The following is a 20,031-nucleotide window of genomic DNA, read 5'->3' as shown; positions in this document are numbered from 1 at the left end:
ATATTATATCTTTATATAAGAACAATATATTTTTATCGAATAACATAATATATAATATTATAAATCAAGTATTAAAAATAATATTTAAAATATAAAAATTATTTATACAATAAAAAATAGTAAAATATATACTATATTATTTAATCAATATAATAAAAATCATATTATTAAAATAATATGTATATATTTGTGTATTTAAAAAAATAAATTATATTACATCATATAGTACAAATAACGAATTATTTCTTATGTTCATAAAAATTCGCTAATTTACAATATTCCATTACTGATAAATTTTCCGCTCTTAGATACGGATTAATACCTAAATTTAATAAATCCTGTTGATTAAATAAATTTGATAAACTATTTTTTAAAAATTTTCTTCTTTTTTGAAAAGCAAAAAAGGTAATTTTACTTAAATTATTTAAATACATACTAGAATAAAAAGGTATTTGTTTTGGTCTAATATAAATAAAAGTAGAATCTATTTTAGGAATAGGAAAAAAAGATTTAGGAGAAATATTAAATCCAATACTAATATCATAATAACATTGTACAATAATACTTAATCTACCATAAAATTTAGTACCAGGGATAGCAACTAAACGTTCTGCAACTTCTTTTTGAACCATAAAATTTATATCACATATATAATTATTAAATTTAATCAAAAACAATATTAATTTTACTGAAATATTATAAGGGATATTTCCAAAAATTCGTAACATTTTATGATTTTCAAGAGATAACTGTTTAAAATCAAAATCTAAAACATTCATATTAAAAATACATAATTTTTTATAAAAACTATAATCTTTCAAATACAATAATAATTTTTTATCTATTTCTATTATAAATAATTTCTCTACAAATTTAGAAATCGGATATGTTAGAGCTGCTAATCCTGGACCAATTTCTACTAAACAATCTTCTCCCTTAGGATCAATAAAATCTACAATTTTACTAATAACATTTTTATCACATAAAAAATTCTGTCCTAATGATTTTTTAGGGAAATATTTTTTGAATAATCTATTATTCATATTATTCTTATAATTCTTTTAGTGTATAATTAATTTATTAAAATATAAAAATTGTTATACAAAATATTTTCAAAAATGATCATGTATCAAATTTCAACAATATTTTCTTCACAATGATACAATATCATATCTTATAAATAAGTTTTCAATAAAATTTTTAATAAAATGAGTCATTATGAAAGATTGGATTCAATATTTAATTATTAAATCTACATCTCATCCTTTAATATTAGTAATTTTAATCACTTTTTTGGAATCACTAGCAATCGTTGGATTATTATTGCCAGGAATTGTTCTTATGACTAGTATAGGAACATTAATTGGAAATGGAAAATTATCATTTTACTCTGCATGGATCACTGGAATGATTGGATGTTTAATAGGAGATTATTTATCTTATTATATTGGTTGGAAATTTAAAAATTGGATATATACTATCAAAATATTTCAAAAAAATATCCATTTATTTCAAAATATAAAAAAAAAAATAAATCAATATAGTATGATTACTATTATATTCGGAAAATTAATTGGGCCAACAAGACCATTAATTCCTATGATCTCTGGAATGCTAAATCTTCCAATGAAAAAATTTGTATTACCCAGTTTCATTTCTTGTATAATTTGGCCTGCTGTATATTTTATACCAGGTATTATTACTGGTATTCTAATGCATCATCAAAAATATTATTCTAAAAAAAAAATATTCTTATGTCTTGTTATATTCACAATATGTATCTTCTTTTTTATACAATATATGTGGAAATTATACAAAAAAAAAAAAAATTTTTAAAACATATACAAAAAATCAATATTATAAATCAAATTTATCGGTACGAGAGGATTTTTTACGAATCTTTTCCACTATCACCATGATAGCGCACAAAAAAACTGCGCTACGTACCGAAAATATTAAATACAATCATATCAAAAATACATATTATGGTTTATATAAAAAATCAATATGTAATATTTTAAGCTTAAACGAATGCATTTGTATGGATTTTAAAAATACTAAATATTTTTCATTAGATACTACCAATGTAATTGTATTAGAATGAAATTTCGGTTTTTTATAAATATTGAAAATAGTATCATGGTCTAACGATAAACATATATGTGATTTTTTAAATCCATAAACAATAATAGGAATTCTATTTTTTACTCTTCTTAACCTTTTACTGTAATTTGTACCACATTGTAATCGTTTTTCTGCATGTATGACAAACATAATTTAACCTTAAAAGTTTTATTTTAAAAATATCATTGTATCTTATTAAATTAAAATTTAAAAAAATTAATATAATAAAATAATCAATTGTAACAAAAATTAATTCTCTTAATATATTATATAATATCATAAAAAATATTAAAAATATACTTTCTTCACATTAACCATAATTACAAATGTAAAGAATCAATAAAATTTTAATTTCTTTTTAATATAATTATATTATACATTGATACAATAAAATTTTTATTACATATAACTTCATCATGAAAAAAAAAAAACATATTACTTTTTGTGAAATCATTGATAAATTAAAAATTTTTTGGTCAAAATATGGATGTATTATTGTACAACCAACAGATATTGCAGTAGGTGCTGGTACATTCCATCAATGCACATTTTTAAGAGCATTAGGTCCTGAACCATTAAAAATGGCATATTTACAAACATCACGTAGACCCACTGATGGAAGATATGGAAATAATCCAAATAGACTACAACAATATTATCAATTTCAGGTTATTATAAAACCAGCTCCAGAAAACATTCAAATTCTATATTTACAATCTTTAAAAACAATTAATATTGATAAAACCCTAAACGATATAAGATTTGTAGAAGATAATTGGGAAAATCCAACATTAGGTGCTTGGGGAATAGGTTGGGAAGTACTATTAAACGGTATGGAAGTTACGCAATTTACTTATTTTCAAAAAATAGGATCATTAGATTGTTCTCCCGTCACTGTAGAAATTACTTATGGATTAGAAAGAATCGCAATGAATATTCAAAATATAAAAAACGTATATGAAATTCTATGGGATAAAAATAAATTTTCTGAAATAACATATCAAGAATTATTTCAAAAAAATGAACTTGAACAATCCAAATACAATTTTAATGATTCTAATATTAAATTTCTTATCACACTTTTTAATCAGCACTTATTAGAATCTAAAAGATTATTATTATTGAAACATCCACTCATACTTCCTGCATATGAACATTTATTATATGCTATACATAATTTTAATTTATTAGATGCAAGACAAATTATTTCTAACACTGAAAGACAAAAATATATTTTCAATATACGGTCTATATCGATTAAAATTGCAAAATATTACTATCAATATAGAAAAACACAGGGATTTCCTTTATTAGAAAAAGGTAAAATATAATATAAAATGAATTACAAAACTTTTTTAGTAGAAATTTACACCGAAGAATTACCATCACGAATGATAAGAGAAATTGCAAATATTTTTTATAAAAACTTTATTATGCAATTAAAAAAGTATAAAATATTTTTTTCTCAAGCCAATTTATTTGATTCACCAAAAAGAATTGCCATAAAAATACATAAATTAGATACATCTCCAATTATTAAAATAATAAAAGAAAAAGGTCCTGCAATTAAAAATTCATATTATAATGGAAACTTAACAAATGCAGCACTAAAATGGTTAAAAAAATTTAACATTAATATTCAACAAACTAAAACACTAAAAAATAAAAAAGGAACATGGCTATTATATGAAAATTATACAAAAAAAATTGTTATAAAAAAAATTTTACCAAAAATTACAATATTTGCAATTACAAATATTCCTCTTTTAAAAACCATGAAATGGAACGAACATAATATACAATTTATTCGACCTATTAGAAATATGATTATGCTTTTAGATAATTATTTAGTACCATTTAACAATTTTGGAATTCATTCAAGAAAATATTTGTATGGTAACACATGTACATTACCAAATAAAATTCATATTAACCATGCAAAAGAATATGAAAATATACTATATAAATATGGAAAAGTTATTGCAAAGTTTCATATCCGAAAAAAAAAAATTCAATATCAAGCTCAAAAAATTGCAAATAAATTACATGGAAAAATTAACTTTTATAATTCTTTATTAGAAGAAATAACATGCCTAGTCGAATGGCCTAATATTTTATACGGAAAATTTCATAAAAAGTTTCTAAATATTCCTATAGATATTATAATATATACTATAGAAAATATCCAAAAATATTTTCCAATATATAACATTAAAAATACAACAATCACAAGATACTTTATTATTGTTTCCAACGTTGATTCTAAACAACCTAATAAAATTATTTATGGTAATGAATGCGTTTTAAACGCTAGACTTGCTGATATAGATTTCTTTTTAAAGAATGATAAAAAAAAACAATTTCAAAAATATTTTTTATTACTTAAACAAATAATATTTCACGAAAAGTTAGGAACAATGTTTCACAAAACAAATCGAATGATAAAATTAATTAAATATATTGCAAAATACACCAAAATAGATATACAAAAAAGTATACAATGTGCATTTTTATCAAAATGTGATCTAAAAACTAATATGGTATATGAGTTTCCTAAATTAAAAGGAATTATAGGTATGCATTATTCCTTATACTACGGAATCTCTCATGAAATAGCAATCTCTATAAAAGAACAATATCAACCAAAATTTTCAGGAGATAAAGTACCATCTACTATACTGGGATGTTTATTATCTATAACAGATAAAATTGATACTATTGTTGGTTTTTTTTTAATTGGGAAATATCCTAAAAAAAATAAAGACCCATTTTTTTTAAGAAGATTGACAATTGGTATTATACGAATTTTCATAGAAAAAAAAATTAACATTAATTTATATGATACTATTAAAAAATCTATTGTGTTATATTCTTATATAGATAAAAATAATGAAATTTCTAATATCATTATGGAGTTTATTATAAATAGATTATGTGTATTATATCAAGAAAAAAAATGTAATATGAATATTATTGAATCTATCATTGTATTAAAAAATACAAATATCTTAGATATTGATAAAAAAATAACAATACTATCTCTGTTTGAAAAAAATATCTTATTTCAAAAATTCATTTTAACACACAAAAGAATATCAAATTTAATTGAAAATACAAAAGTAGTGATAAACACCAAAAATATAATAAATGAAAAATTAATACAAAATACAATAGAAAAAAAACTTTATTCACAATTCCAAAAAAATTATGAAAAAATATATATTTTATTAAAAAATAAGAAATATATAAAAATTTTAAAAATATTCTTTACATTCAATCAACCAATAAAAGAATTTTTAAATAACATATCTATTAAATATTCTCAACTTGATATTCAAAAAAATAGAATTTTACTTCTTACAAAAATAAAAAATTTATTTCTTACAATTGCAGATTTTTCTAAAATATAAATCATTTTTCATATTATAAAAAATCAGTCATGTTGATATTTTTAGAAGTTAGTATATAAAAATATATCATAAATTATATCTTTCTTAAGGAAGCTCCAAATTTTTTTTTTATACCTTGTAAATAAAAAGACATCATATTATCAATTTCTTGGTCTGTTAAAGTTTTTTCGATACTTTGAAAAATAAATGTTAATGATATACTTTTTTGACCATTAGGAATAGTGTGACCTCTATATATATCAAAAATGCGAATTTCAGATAATAAATCAATAAATTTTTTTTTACAAAATAATATAATCTCATTAACTTCAATATCTTCGTTCATTAAAATTGAAATATCTCTTCTACTATGTGGAAATTCAGAAATTTTTTTGATTTTATTAAAATCTCGAAAAATTATAAAATCCCAAAATAATTCAAATAAAAAAACAGAATATTGTAAATTAAATGACTTTAATAAAGAAGGATGTAAAGCTCCAAAAAAACCAATATATTGATTATTTAAAAAAATACCAAAATTTTGTTCAGGATGTAAAATCCGTGAAGATATTTTTTTAAATTCTATATTCTCTAAATAGCCTAAAATATCAAATATAGATTCTATATCACCTTTTAAATCATAAAAATCAAATTTTCTAGCAGAAAAAAACCAATTTTTTTTATCACCAATATTTCCAATAATTCCTGATAAATATAAATCTTGTTTCACACCCAAATGTTTTTTAGGGTTAGAAGAAAAACATAATCCACTTTCAAAAAATTTTACTTCTTCATACTGCCGATTTTGGTGATAAGAGAGATTTTTAATTAAACCAGGTAAAAGAGAATATCGCATACATGACATTTCTATTGATATAGGATTATTTAAAAATAAAAAATTATTCTTAGGAAATATTAAATTTTGTATTTTGGGATCTATAAAACTATAATTTATCACTTCATGATAACCTAAATCTATTAATAAATATTTAATACGTTTTAAAAAATTTTCAGTAATATTATTAGAAATAATATTGTGAGTAGAATAAAAAGGCTGTATAGGTATATTAGAATATTGATAAATTCTTATAATATCAGAGATGACATCTTCTTCAATAGTAATATCTAATCTCCATGTTGGAGGAATAATATTCCAATATTGTTCACATGTATATTCTATAGAATATTGTAAATTTTTTAAAATTTTACTAATAATATCATAATGAATATTACATCCTGTCAGTCTTTGAATATTCTTATAGTTTAAGGTTATTTTTTTATTAATATATTTATGATAATCTTCAGATACATAAGAAACTATAGGTCCTACATTACCTCCACAGATTTTTAAAAATAGGTTAGTAGTATATTCTATAATTTTTATCTGGTCAGTCGTATCAACATAATATTCATTGTTTTGAATACAAGGATTTTTTTTTTTAAGTTCATAAAGAGAATTATAAACTGTTTTTGGATCAACAAATAAAAAACCAAGAAATAAATTTTTATGATTTAAATGAATCGGGAAATATTTAAAATCCATATTTCCTAAAAATGATAAAATACTACATTTATTTGATAAAACTATGATTTTTTTATTTAAAATAATTGTATTTTTATTTTTTATAAAAATTTTTTCTGAGTCTTCTGCAAAACGTAACACAATATCATGCATAGTATTTAAAAAACTAAACACATATAAAGATTTTCCAAATTCTAGAAAAATATAATTTACAATATCAATCACAATATTTACAGAATTAATATGACATCTTCTTAATTTTTCTTTCATCCATATTGGTGTTTTAATATTTAAATTAACATTTTTAATAATTCTACTAGTATAGTATATAGTATCTGAAATTTTAACTTGTAAATTACACTTTTCCTGAATTGTTATTGGGCTTGGTATATTAGCAATATTAGGCATATTGAAATCATTTAAAATAGCCACTTCTCTTGCAATTCCAAAAACACCTAATGCATCTAATCTATTTGGTGTTACATTTACTTTAATAATTTGATCTTTATAAAATAAATAATCTTGAAAATTTATACCTATTGGAGCACAGTCTAGTAATTCAATAACATCATTTTTTTTATTAAACATATTGCAATGTTTGTAAGTACATATAATACCTTCAGAGATAATACCACATATATTTTCTTTTTGTACAATTTTATTATTAGATAATATAGAACCAATTTTTGCAACAACAACTTTCATATGATGACAAAAAAATTTATTGTCAGAAACGATATTTAAAATTTTTTCCTTACTAATCGCTACTTTGTAAATCATATACAATGAAGAATTCGGATGTTGAATAGAAAATATTATCTTTCCTATTACAAGATATTTTTGAAAAATATTAATATTATTCTGAATATCCTCTGTTTCTAACCCAGAATATGTAATTTGTTTACAGATAGTATCAAAATGAATATTACAATTGATCCAGTTATATAAAAGATGTTTACTCAATCGCATTAATAATACCTGCTTCTTTTGAATTGTTGAAGAAATTTTAAATCATTTTTTAAAAATAAACGCAAATCATCAATTCCATAATATAACATAATTATTCTTTCAATACCAATTCCAAAAGCCAATCCTGAATATTTTTTTGAATCAATATTAAATCTATTTAAAATTTCTGGATGTACCATTCCACATCCTAATATTTCTAGCCAATTATTATTAGTATGCATGATATCTACTTCTGCAGATAATATAGTAAAAGGGAAATAAGAACAACGAAATCTTATCTTCATCTTTTTATTAAAAAGAAAATCTAAAAAATAATTAATAATCCACTTTAAATTTGTAAAATTAATATTTTTATCTATAATAAGCCCTTCTACTTGATGAAACATAGGACTATGTGTATAATCATAATCTTTTCGATATACTTTCCCTGGAACAAGAATTTTAATCGGTAGCTCTTTTTTCTTTATTTCGTGAATTTGCATATTTGAAGTTTGAGTTCTTAATAAACGGTTTGTGTCAAACCAAAAAGTATCCTGATTTTGTCTCGCAGGATGATAATTAGGAATATTTAAAGCATCGAAATTATGATATGTATCTTCTATTTCGAATCCATTATGAATAATTTTAAAACCTAATCTTACAAAAATGGATTCTATGTAATAAATCATATTTGTAATAGGATGAAGAGCACCGATATTTTTTCTTCTTCCAGGTAGTGAAAAATCTTGTTTTTTTAATTGTATTTTATTTTGTATATTTAATAATTGAATTTTTTTTTTTTTTAAAGCAATTTTATTAATAATATATTTTTTTATATCGTTAAATATTATACCAATTTTTTTTCGTTCTAATAATGGAACATATTGAATTTTTTTAATTTGTGTAACAACAATACCTTTTTTACCTAAATAGTGGATACGTAATTTTTCTAAATCCTTGATTGTAATCACTTGATTATAATGTACATTAAATTTTTTTAAAAAAATTACTTTATCAAAATCCATACATAGATACTCAAAATAGTAACCAAAATTAATATAATTTTTAAAGCTTCCAAAAAAGGAAGCTGAAATTAAACATCTATTCTTTAGAATATATAAAAATATTTATTGCAAGGATTCTTGTACATTTTTGACTAATAAATCAAATGCATGAGGATTAGAAATAGCCATATTTGATAAAATTTTACGATTAATCTGGATACACATTTTTTTTAATTTAAAAATAAATTCACTATACGAAATTTCATATTTACGAACCATAGCATTAATTCTTGTAATCCATAATTTTCGGAATTGTCTTTTTTTTTGTCTTCTATCACGATATGCATATTGACCAGCCTTAATGACCGCTTGTTTTGCAACGCGATATACTCTCGAACGAGCACCATAATATCCTTTTGCTTGTTTTAAAACCTTTTTATGCCGTGAATGTGCTGTTACACCTCGTTTTACACGAGCCATTAATACCTCTTTATTAAGTTTAATTGAAATCGTTAATAATTACCCATATGGAAAAAATGCTCGAACATGCATGTTATCTGATTTTGAAATTAATATTTTTTTTCTAAGATGTCGTTTTACTTTAGAGGTTTTTTTAGTTAAAATATGTCGTAAATTAGACTGTTTACGTTTAAATTTACCAGATTCTGTACTACGAAATCTTTTTAAAGCACTTTTCAGTGTTTTCATTTTAGGCATAATAATATTTTTACCTATTTCAAAGAATGAAAATTATTTTTTTTTAGGAGATAATATCATAATCATTTGTCTTCCTTCTATCTTTGATGGGAAAAATTCCACTAAAGATACTTTCTTTAAATCTTCTTGAATATTTTTAAGTACTGCAATTCCAATGTTTTGATGTGCCATTTCTCTTCCACGAAAACGTAGTGTTACTTTTACCTTATGACCGTGATTTAAGAAACGTATTAAACTCTTTAATTTAATACAATAATCATGCTTTTCAGTACCAGGACGAAATTTTACTTCTTTCGTTTGTATGATTTTTTGTTTTTTTTTCTGTACTTTAAGAATCTTACTTTTTTTATATAAAAATTTTCCATAATCCATAATTCTACATACTGGAGGAACTGCATTAGGACTAATCTCAACCAAATCTAAATTTAAAAGTTTAGATTGTTGTAATGCTTGATCAATTTTCACAATTCCAATTAATTCATTATTCACACCAATTAATCTCACTTCACGAACTTTTATTTCATCGTTAATACGGTTTTGTTTTATAGATTGCATACGTTTTCCAGATTTAATACCTTATTCCTCCAAAGAATTAAAAAGATAATTTTTAATTTCATAAGTTATTTTTTTAATAAAAAGATCAATATTCATTAAATTAATCATATTATTATTTCCATACCTTACACTCACTGTATTAGTCGAAGATTCTTTATCACCACATATTAATATATAAGAAACACGCTGCATAGTATATTTTCGAATTTTAAAATTTATTTTTTCATTACCTATATCATACTTTACTCTAATATTATATTGTACTAATTTTTTAAATACTTTTAAAGCATAATTATTATTATTATTATTAATATTAACAACTATCACTTGCAGAGGAGATAACCAAGTAGGTAAAAAACCTACATATTCTTCTAATAAAATACCAATAAACCGTTCTATAGAACCTAAAATAGCCCTATGAATTATAATTGGTATTTTTTTTTTATTATTTTCATCAATATACGATGCAGAAAATCTATTTGGTAAATAAAAATCAAGTTGTATTGTTCCACATTGCCACAATCTATTTAAACGATCTTCTAAAACGAATTCAATTTTTGGTCCATAAAATGCACCTTCACCAATTTGATATGTAAAATCAATATTATGCTTTAATAAAGCATTTTTTAAATTTTCTTCTGCATAATCCCATATTGTATCACTTCCGATTCTTTTTTCCGGTCTAGTAGAAAATTTAACGTGAATTTTTTGAAATCCAAAAATTCTATAAATTTCATTAGTAATATTAATACAATTAATAATTTCACTTTGTACTTGTTGTAAAGTACAAAATATATGTGCATCATCTTGAGTAAAGCTTTTTAATCTTAATAAACCATTTAAAGAACCAGATGTTTCATTTCGGTGACATACTCCAAATTCTGCTAATCGTACTGGAAGATCGCGATATGATCTTAAGACATTATTATATATATATATATGCCCAGGACAATTCATAGGTTTAATACAAGATCTTTTATTGTCTGTATCTACATAAAACATTAATTCTGAAAAATTTTCAATATGTCCACTAGTTTTCCAAACCGATTCGTTCATTACTATAGGAGTTTGAACTTCTTCGTATTCCCATTTTTTTAATTGAATACGAATAAAATTTTTTAATTCTTGAAAAATAATTAATCCATTTCCATGCCAGAATATCATACCTGGAGCAACATCTGAACTATGATATAAATCCATTTTTTTATTCAAAATTCTATGATCTTTATTTTTAATTTTCTCTACATTTTGTAAATATTTTAAAGATTGATTATCGTTTAACCAACACAAACCATAAATTCTATGTAACATGTTATTATTCTTATTACTTTCCCAATATGCTCCAGATATATTCTGTAATTTAAAAGAAGAACAAAATTTAATATTAGGAACTTGAGGACCTAAATAAATATCTAAATATTCTTCATGAAAATAAATAGGTATTATTTTTTTATTGCAAAAAATTTTTTCAATATAATATAATTTATAACATTCATTATTTATATAAAATATTTTTTTAACTTCTGATTTTAAAATATATTGTAGTATAATATTATATTGAATATTAATTAAATCTTTCATAATACATTCTAATTCTGAAAGTTTTTCATAATTAATAACACTGTTAATATCAATATCACAATAAAAACCGTTTTTAGTTATACCACCGATTCCTATTTTAGAATGTTTCCATATTTTTTTACATGCATAAGACAATAATTGTATGTAAGAATATTTAATAAAATTAATTGCTTTTTTATCTTTATAAGTTAAAATATGTATTTGAGAATCGTATAAAATCATAGATCGTAAATCTACTAATTGACCATTTACAATAGCTCCAATAGAATTTTTGGACAATCCTATACTAATATCTTCTGCTACTTTTACTAATGAAATAGTATTTTGATATACTCGTTTTTTTCCATTAAGTAATGTAATAACAGGCATTATCAATCCTTATCATTGAATGTAAGTATTTTACCATCAAATATAATATCATATATTATATTAATTGAAAAATTAAAATATATATTTATAATATTTTTAAAAATATATTCCATGAGTATACCAGTCAAAAGACTGGTATGAAAATTTATAATCGACTATTCACAGCTTTTGCTAATTTTTCAAGTACTAAAACACTATCTTCCCATCCTAAACACGGATCTGTAATTGATTGACCATATGACAATTTCTTTTGAGAAAAAATATTTTGTGTCCCTTCTTTTAAAAAACTTTCAATCATAACACCTGCAATATTTTTGGAACCATCTATAATTTGTTTACAAACAGATTCTGCAACATCACATTGCATACGATGTTGTTTTAAACAATTTCCATGACTAAAATCAATCATTAAATATTCTGGCAATTTAAAAACATTTAATTTCTTTACTGCTAGATTAATATCATCTGCATGATAGTTAGGACTCCTTCCACCTCTCATAATAATATGAGCAAAAGGATTTCCACTAGTATGATTAATAGTCATTTTACCATTTTTATTAGGCGCAAAAAATAAATGTCTTGCTTGAGCAGCTCGAATTGCATCAATTGCAATATCAACATTACCATCCGTTCCGTTTTTAAAACCTACAGGACAAGAAAGAGCAGAAGCCATTTCTCTATGAATTTGACTTTCCGTAGTACGTGCTCCAATTGCACCCCAACTAATAAAATCAGCAATAAATTGTCCAATAACAATATCTAAAAATTCAGTTGCTGCTGGAATACCTATCGTGTTAATATCTAATAATAATTTACGTGCTATAGATAAACCATGATTTACTCTAAAACTATTATCAAGATTAGGGTCTGAAATTAAACCTTTCCAACCAATTACTGTTCTGGGTTTTTCAAAATATGTTCGCATAATAATTTCTAATGTTGCATGATATTTCTTACGCAAAACATTTAATTGATTAGCATATTCTACAGCAGCAATAGGATCATGTACAGAACATGGACCAATTACTACCAGTAAACGTTTGTCTTGACCAGTCATAATATTAGCAATATTTTTTCTTGTTACAATAATATTATCAACAATTTCGGCAGTTAATGGATAACGATTTGCTAAATCTGTAGGAGTAATTAACGGTTCAATCCGTATTGTACGTAATTCATCTGTTTTTTTCATTTTTTTTAAATACATGCATATTCCTGATAAAACAATTTTTTTAAAAATTAATTACAATGATAATAAATAAATATAATTAAAATATATATCTGTAATAATATTTTGAAATTCATAAATAAATTGTATAACAAAGTTTTTATAATAATAAAGTATGTAATTATTACAAAAATATATATAACATCAATGTATATAAAACATATAAATATTATAATTCTAATATTGAGTATATGTATAAGAAAATATATCAATATTATGAAGAAAAAGTATATATAATATCAAAATAATACTATTATTCATCAATAAAGAATATATTTTATAATAATTTGATTTAAATAAATAAAAATATTTAAATTATAATATGATATAAAATACCGTAATTAAAAAATTTAATATAAAATATCACATATGAAAAATGAATGGTCAGGAATTACAATTACAAAATTAGCAAAAAAATATCTTAAATCGATTATTAAAAAAAAAAAAAATATTCAGGCTATAGAAATTAAAATTAAAAAATCTGGTTGTGCTGGATTTAAATATTCATTATCCTTACTAACAAATTCTCAAAAAAAAAATATTCAAAAATATTATGTATATAACCAAGATAATATTGTAATATACATTCCAGAAAAATACATGTATATTATGGATAAAACAAAAATTGATTTTATTAAAAAAGATGGAATAAATATGAGTATTACATTTATGAACGATAAAATAAAAAGATTTTGTGGTTGTGGTGATAGTTTTTATATTCAAGATCAAAAGATATTACCAACACAATAAACAATGTTTTTTTTTACCTTTAGATAAAATTGTAAATTTATTAAATAATTTATCTACATCAGAAAACTTATAATTAAAATCTGTATTTTTTTTTCCATTAATTTTAATTGCATGAGAAGAAATTAAGCGATGTGCATCACTACGTGAAACAGAAAGATTAGCATTGACTAAAACTTGCTTAAAATCTTCTAATCCATTTAATATAATAGAATATATTCCATCTTTTTGTAATTGATACAAATCCGATTTCTGTAAATCTAAAATCTTACCAGAAAATAAATTATGAGTAATTCTTTTAGCTGCATTTAATTGCTGCGATCCATGTACAATTTCCGTAATTTGGTCTGCAAGAAGTATTTTAGCATCCTTTTTACTATAATATTTTTGGATATTATCAATTTCTTTTACATTCAAAAAAGTAAATAATTTTAAAAAATCAAATATTTTATCATCATGAATATTTAACCAGAATTGATAAAAAGAATATGGACTAGTTTTTTTACTATCTAACCAAATTGTATTATTTTTTTCTGTTTTTCCAAACTTCATACCATTATCTTGTAATAATAAAGGAATAGTTAATCCAAATACTTCTTGATGAAATTTTTTTTTAATTAAATGAATTCCGGAAGAAATATTTCCCCACTGATCCGATCCACCAATTTGTAACACTACTTTATATTTTTTATATAAATACAAAAAATCGTACGACTGTAAAAGATTATACGAAAACTCAGTAAATGATATACCTTGCTCTATTCTATTAATTCTGTTTTTAACTGATTTTCTATTAATCATTTTATTAATCGAAAAAAATTTTCCAATATCACGAAGAAATGGAATAATTTTTACATTTTGAAACCAAGTATAATTATTTAATATTATCGAATAAGATGCACGGTTATTAATAAAAAATTTCTTAATTTGTATTTTTATGTTTTGACCCCACAAAAACATTTCTTGAGGTATTTTAAAATCTCTTTCTTGTATTTTAAAACTTGGATCTCCAATTAAACTAGTAGCATTCCCTATTACAATAATTATTTTATGGCCATATTTATAAAACCATAATAAACATAACAAGGGTAACAAATGACCAATATGTAAACTATCCGATGTGGGATCAAAACCACAATATAAATAAATTTTTTTATTAAAAATATTTTTCTTTAAATCCGAAAAATTACTTACTTTATTAATAAAACCTCTAAATAATAATTCATCTAATAAATTTTTTGTATTCATAGAATTATATAAAAATTAAACTTAAAAATCAATTTTAATACATATATTATATATTATCTTTATTGAATTAAATAATTTTTTTACAAATACAAATAAAAAATTTATTATGATAAATAATTATTTCTATAGTACAATACATATAATAGAAAAATAATATTTTTTTAATTACTATTAAAATATTTTATATCATTTAAAAAATAAAAAATTGTGAAAAATTTTTCTTACATAAAAAAATACTATTTTTAGAATTATATTGATATACTATAATATAGTATCAAAAATATTTAAAATAAATAATGTATTCATACAATATGTTATATATATATTGTCATTTTTAATACTTTTCAATGTTTATATTTTAAATATTCTGAATATTCAAAATCTAATAAAAAATTCTTTAATATAAGATTCCGAATAACAATTTTTAATGGTACAATGATCTCGTATATACCAATTATTTTAAAAAATTTACTTAATATTTTATAAATCATTTCACAATAAAATACCCTATTTATAAAATTTCTTTATAAACAATTACAATAAAATATTCTATAATATAACGAAAATTCGTTAATAATGTACTTTAAAGATAATATTTAATATTTTAAAGAAAATTTCTCATATTCTTCAAATCAAATATATAAAATATGATATAAAAATCTATTTATGGCATATAAAATACCCATTTACTTTAATAAAAAATTTTTCTGACATAAATATTGATCTAATTTCTCTATTATAATTTGTGTATAATAATCCACTTCAATATTTACTACATCTCCAATATTTTTTTTATTAAAATTGGTGGAACGAATAGTTTCCGGGATTAAACACACTGAAAATGTATTTTTATATATTGTATTCACTGTTAAACTTACACCATCAATTGCAATAAATCCTTTTAAAAATATATATTTCATTACTATTAAATTATTAATTTGAAAAAATATCTTTCTATTATTTTTTGAAAATTCTATTTTTAATACTTTAGCTGTAGTCATGATATGACCTGAGACTATATGTCCTCCAATTTCATCACCAAATTTTAATGATCTCTCAATATTAATTCCAGAATAAAGAGGTAAAAAAGGAAAATTTGTTGTTTCTAAAGTTGCTTTCATAACATCAAAAGAAACATCATTATTTTTAATTTTAGTAACAGTTAAACAACAACCATTATTTGCTATAGAATCTCCAATTTTTAAAGAATATAATAAATATGATGGAAAGGTTACTTGATAAGTATGAAACCTATTTTTTTTCTTAATTGATGTTAATAATGCTATACCATGGACAAGACCAGTAAACATATTCCCTCTCAATCATAATAACAAATATGTTTTTTATAAAAACGTTAATATTATATTAAATAAATAAAATATTTACTATTTTATAAAAATTTTATATAATATATACTACATTGTAATATGAAAATAGCGTTCGTAACTCAGTTGGTAGAGTGTCACTATGACATGGTGAAAGTCAGTGGTTCAAATCCACTCGAACGCATAAAATACATATTATGTACTTTATTATAAATAAAATATAAAATACATTTTTCAAGTTATATGATTTTCATTCAAGAATTTATTCAAAAGATTCAATATCAGCAATGCATTTTAATTTCTTATAGTGGAGGTTTAGATTCTACAGTTTTATTATATCAATTAATACCATTTATGTATCAATATCCATTTTTACAACTACGAGCAATTCACATCAATCATCAAATTAATAATAAATCAGAAATATGGAGTCAACATTGCCACAAAATATGTCAAAAAAATAATATTACTTTAAAAATTCAAAAAGTTTTTTTTAAAAATAAAAAAAATTTTCAAAATCATGCAAGAAAAGTACGTTATCAAATTATTAAAAAATATATGCTAAAAAATGAAATTCTGGTTACTGGTCACCATTTAAATGACCAATGCGAAACATTATTTTTATCATTGAAGAGAGGTAGTGGACTACCTGGTTTATCCGGAATAGCATCGTGGAAATATCTTGAAAAAGAAAAAAAAATTTTCAGACCATTAATAAAATATAAAAAAATAGAAATTAAAAAATGGGCTATATTAAATCATATACCATGGATAGAAGACGATAGCAATTTTCAAAATATATACGATAGAAACTTTATTAGAAATAAAATTCTAACACCAATAGAAAAAAAATGGCCAATTTTTCTAGAAAATTGTTATAGAAGTATGAAAATTTGTTATAAACAAGATAAAGCACTCAATTACTTTTTAGATCAAATATTAATAAAAAATAAGTTACTATATCATAATATAAAAGTTTCAATAATTGAAAGTTATATTCAAGAAATACAAATTATTTTAATAAAAAGATGGATATTTCTTAACATCAAAAAAAATATTTCTTATAACAAAATAAAAGAAATACATCATAAACTTATAAAAGAACATTCTAAAAATCCAAAATATAGTATTAAAATTAATAATTACAAAATTTTTAGATACAAAAATATTATATATCAAATATTTTCCTATCCTGATTTAAAAAATACAATAATATATTGGCATAACCATAACAAATCACTTAAACTACCATATCATTTGGGGGAATTACAAAAAAATCAATATGGTACTACACTTCCAAAACCAAAGAAAAAAGATTTAGTTAGTATACGATTTCATACATGCAAAATAATTTCTATTAATAATAAATATCATAAAAAAATAAAAAATATTTGGCAAGAAAATAATATTCCTCCATGGAATAGAAATCGTATACCAATCATATTTTACAATGAAAAAATCATTTCCATAATTGGAATTATAAATTTTAGTAATTATTATAATGATATATGGAAAATTTCTTGGACAAAAAAAATTATTTAAATTAATTGATTAATTTTTTCTATACTAATTCTTTGATATAATGATTTAAATTCTGCAATATAATGATTAAATAATGGGGCATGTATACTCTCCCAGTTCAAATCAGTTAATAAAAATAATTCTACCTTTTTGGCTAAATCAGGAACAATCGGTTTTAAGTAAATCATAATCATGCGAAATAAATTAATTCCCATAGAACAAATTTCTTGTAATTTTAAATTATTTTTTTGATCTACCATTTTCCAAGGAGCTTTTTTATTAAAATATTGATTTGCTAAATCTGATAATTGTACTACTGTTTGTATAACAAAATTAAAATTTCGATTATTAAAAAAATGAGATATTTTATCAGATTGTTTTACAAAATATTGATATATTTTTTTATTTTCTAATTGTGAAGATAATAAATTATCAAAATATTTATTTAAAAAACTTGAACTACGAGATGCTAAATTCACAATTTTATTAACAATATCCGAGTTAATTTTATTACGAAATTCTTTTAAATCTATTTCAATATCTTCAACTTTAGAAGATAGTTTAGAAGCAAAATAATATCTTAAACTATCCGAATCTAAATATTTTAACCATTTTTTTGCAGTAATAATAACATTTTTCGATTTAGAAAATTTCATACCTCGAAATTTCAAATGTCCATGTACAAAAATTTTTGTAGGTTTCCTAAATTGATTACTTTCTAAAATAGCAGGCCAAAATAATGCATGAAAATATACAATATCTTTACCAATAAAATGGTACAATTCAGTTTTTGAATTAAGATTCCAAAATTCATTAAAACTTATAGAACAATTTTTATCACATAAATTTTTAAATGTACTAATATAAGCAATAGTTGCATCCAACCAAACATAAAAATACTTATTTTTCATATCTGGTATCTTAAAACCAAAATATGGAGCATCTCGAGAAATGTTCCATGCTTTCAAATCTTTTGTAAACCATTCTTTAACTTTATTAACTACCTCTTTTGGAAGTACTCCAGAATGAATCCATTTATATAACATCTCTTGAAAAAAAGATAAATTAAAAAATATATGTATAGAACTACGAATAATTGGTTTGGTATTAGAAATATTTGAAATAGGATTAATTAATTTAATAGGCTTATAAACTGCACCACATACTTCACAAGTATCTCCATATTGATTGTTTGCATTACAAGAAGGACAAGTTCCTTGAATAAACCTATCTGATAAAAACATTTTTTTTTTAGTATCATAAAATTGTAAAATTTTTTTTAAAAAAATTAAATTATTTAATTTTAGTTGATAATAACATTTATTTACCAAATATAAATTTTCAATACTATGAGTAGAAGAATAATTATCATAAGAAATATTAAAATTTCTCAAGTCATTAATATGATCTTGAAAAATACTCGCAATAAATACTTTTGACGATATATCATTTTTATGAGATTTTAACATAATTGCCGTACCATGAGCATCATCTGAACAAATAAACCAAACTTCATTACCTATCATTCTTTGATAACGAACCCAGATATCAGCTTGTATATGTTCTAGCATATGACCAAGATGAATTGCACCATTAGAATATGGTAATGCACAAGTCACTAAAATTTTTTTTTTAATATAATCATAATATTCTTTTCATTAAAAAATTAATATAATAAATTATATAAAATTATATTCTATTTATTAAATTATAATAATAGACTAATATAAAATATATTTATTTTTATTAGTCT

Annotated in this window: 17 protein-coding genes and 1 tRNA gene; 6 read left to right on the top strand and 12 right to left on the bottom strand. The window is 21.7% G+C overall.

Translation table 11 applies throughout. The features are described from left to right. Positions 1–239: 239 nt before the first annotated feature. A complete protein-coding gene (rsmA, locus tag AB4W53_RS00505) occupies positions 240–1,043 on the bottom strand; it encodes a 16S rRNA (adenine(1518)-N(6)/adenine(1519)-N(6))-dimethyltransferase RsmA (protein WP_367671986.1) in 804 nt (267 codons plus the stop codon). Between the two features lie 175 nt (positions 1,044–1,218). On the opposite strand from rsmA, the gene AB4W53_RS00500 reads away from it, so the two are divergent. Next, positions 1,219–1,836 carry a DedA family protein gene (locus tag AB4W53_RS00500; protein WP_367671985.1) on the top strand — a complete coding sequence of 206 codons (618 nt, stop codon included), beginning with the start codon at positions 1,219–1,221 and terminating at the stop codon, positions 1,834–1,836. A 147-nt stretch (positions 1,837–1,983) separates the two neighbouring features. Here AB4W53_RS00500 and rplY read toward each other — a convergent pair whose 3' ends face one another. Next, positions 1,984–2,274, bottom strand: coding sequence for a 50S ribosomal protein L25 (rplY, locus tag AB4W53_RS00495; RefSeq protein ID WP_367671984.1), 291 nt, complete (start codon positions 2,272–2,274; stop codon positions 1,984–1,986). A 266-nt stretch (positions 2,275–2,540) separates the two neighbouring features. Here rplY and glyQ point away from each other — a divergent pair, with 266 nt between their 5' ends. Beyond that, entirely contained in the window at positions 2,541–3,455 is a 915-nt protein-coding gene (gene glyQ, locus AB4W53_RS00490; protein ID WP_367671983.1) for a glycine--tRNA ligase subunit alpha, read from the top strand. A 6-nt stretch (positions 3,456–3,461) separates the two neighbouring features. Further along, positions 3,462–5,534: a glycine--tRNA ligase subunit beta gene (glyS, locus tag AB4W53_RS00485; RefSeq protein WP_367671981.1), complete on the top strand. Its 2,073-nt coding sequence runs from the start codon at positions 3,462–3,464 to the stop codon at positions 5,532–5,534. Positions 5,535–5,607: 73 nt separating this feature from the next. On the opposite strand, the gene pheT is transcribed toward glyS, so the two are convergent. The 7 genes from pheT to AB4W53_RS00450 all read right to left on the bottom strand — a co-directional run bounded on the left by pheT (position 5,608) and on the right by AB4W53_RS00450 (position 13,401). Beyond that, complete coding sequence (pheT, locus tag AB4W53_RS00480; protein ID WP_367671980.1) at positions 5,608–8,004, bottom strand: phenylalanine--tRNA ligase subunit beta; 2,397 nt, start codon at positions 8,002–8,004, stop codon at positions 5,608–5,610. Further along, complete coding sequence (gene pheS, locus AB4W53_RS00475) at positions 8,004–9,008, bottom strand: phenylalanine--tRNA ligase subunit alpha (protein ID WP_367671978.1); 1,005 nt, start codon at positions 9,006–9,008, stop codon at positions 8,004–8,006. Before pheS ends, pheT begins: the two co-directional genes overlap by 1 nt. A gap of 102 nt (positions 9,009–9,110) precedes the next feature. Beyond that, entirely contained in the window at positions 9,111–9,467 is a 357-nt protein-coding gene (gene rplT, locus AB4W53_RS00470) for a 50S ribosomal protein L20 (RefSeq protein ID WP_367671976.1), read from the bottom strand. 39 nt (positions 9,468–9,506) lie between these two features. Continuing rightward, the gene (gene rpmI / locus AB4W53_RS00465) at positions 9,507–9,704 is read right to left on the bottom strand and encodes a 50S ribosomal protein L35 (RefSeq protein WP_367671975.1); all 198 of its coding nucleotides are present in this window, start codon (positions 9,702–9,704) and stop codon (positions 9,507–9,509) included. Between the two features lie 33 nt (positions 9,705–9,737). Beyond that, positions 9,738–10,277, bottom strand: coding sequence for a translation initiation factor IF-3 (gene infC, locus AB4W53_RS00460; RefSeq protein ID WP_367672116.1), 540 nt, complete (start codon positions 10,275–10,277; stop codon positions 9,738–9,740). A gap of 3 nt (positions 10,278–10,280) precedes the next feature. Then, the gene (gene thrS, locus AB4W53_RS00455; RefSeq protein ID WP_367671973.1) at positions 10,281–12,209 is read right to left on the bottom strand and encodes a threonine--tRNA ligase; all 1,929 of its coding nucleotides are present in this window, start codon (positions 12,207–12,209) and stop codon (positions 10,281–10,283) included. Between the two features lie 145 nt (positions 12,210–12,354). Further along, the gene (locus AB4W53_RS00450) at positions 12,355–13,401 is read right to left on the bottom strand and encodes a 3-deoxy-7-phosphoheptulonate synthase (protein WP_367672115.1); all 1,047 of its coding nucleotides are present in this window, start codon (positions 13,399–13,401) and stop codon (positions 12,355–12,357) included. 405 nt (positions 13,402–13,806) lie between these two features. On the opposite strand from AB4W53_RS00450, the gene AB4W53_RS00445 reads away from it, so the two are divergent. Beyond that, entirely contained in the window at positions 13,807–14,187 is a 381-nt protein-coding gene (locus AB4W53_RS00445) for an iron-sulfur cluster assembly accessory protein (protein WP_367671972.1), read from the top strand. Here AB4W53_RS00445 and tyrS read toward each other — a convergent pair. Both tyrS and AB4W53_RS00435 read right to left on the bottom strand, forming a co-directional pair. After that, complete coding sequence (tyrS, locus tag AB4W53_RS00440; protein WP_367671971.1) at positions 14,173–15,432, bottom strand: tyrosine--tRNA ligase; 1,260 nt, start codon at positions 15,430–15,432, stop codon at positions 14,173–14,175. The two genes, AB4W53_RS00445 and tyrS, sit on opposite strands and share 15 nt — an antisense overlap. 686 nt (positions 15,433–16,118) lie before the next feature. After that, positions 16,119–16,742 (bottom strand): riboflavin synthase subunit alpha, encoded by a 624-nt coding sequence (locus tag AB4W53_RS00435; RefSeq protein ID WP_367671969.1) that lies wholly within the window; start codon positions 16,740–16,742, stop codon positions 16,119–16,121. A gap of 126 nt (positions 16,743–16,868) precedes the next feature. Here AB4W53_RS00435 and AB4W53_RS00430 point away from each other — a divergent pair. Together AB4W53_RS00430 and tilS are read left to right on the top strand one after the other, a co-directional pair. Continuing rightward, a tRNA-Val gene (locus tag AB4W53_RS00430) sits at positions 16,869–16,941 on the top strand. A gap of 59 nt (positions 16,942–17,000) precedes the next feature. Then, positions 17,001–18,299, top strand: coding sequence for a tRNA lysidine(34) synthetase TilS (gene tilS, locus AB4W53_RS00425; RefSeq protein WP_367671968.1), 1,299 nt, complete (start codon positions 17,001–17,003; stop codon positions 18,297–18,299). Here tilS and metG read toward each other — a convergent pair. Then, entirely contained in the window at positions 18,296–19,915 is a 1,620-nt protein-coding gene (gene metG, locus AB4W53_RS00420) for a methionine--tRNA ligase (protein ID WP_367672114.1), read from the bottom strand. The genes tilS and metG overlap by 4 nt on opposite strands. Positions 19,916–20,031: the final 116 nt, after the last annotated feature.

Source organism: Buchnera aphidicola (Myzocallis carpini), assembly GCF_964059025.1.
GTDB classification, from domain to species: domain Bacteria; phylum Pseudomonadota; class Gammaproteobacteria; order Enterobacterales; family Enterobacteriaceae; genus Buchnera_L; species Buchnera_L aphidicola_AK.
Note: the sequence above shows the minus strand (reverse complement) of the source record. Positions and strands in the feature narration are given on the sequence as shown.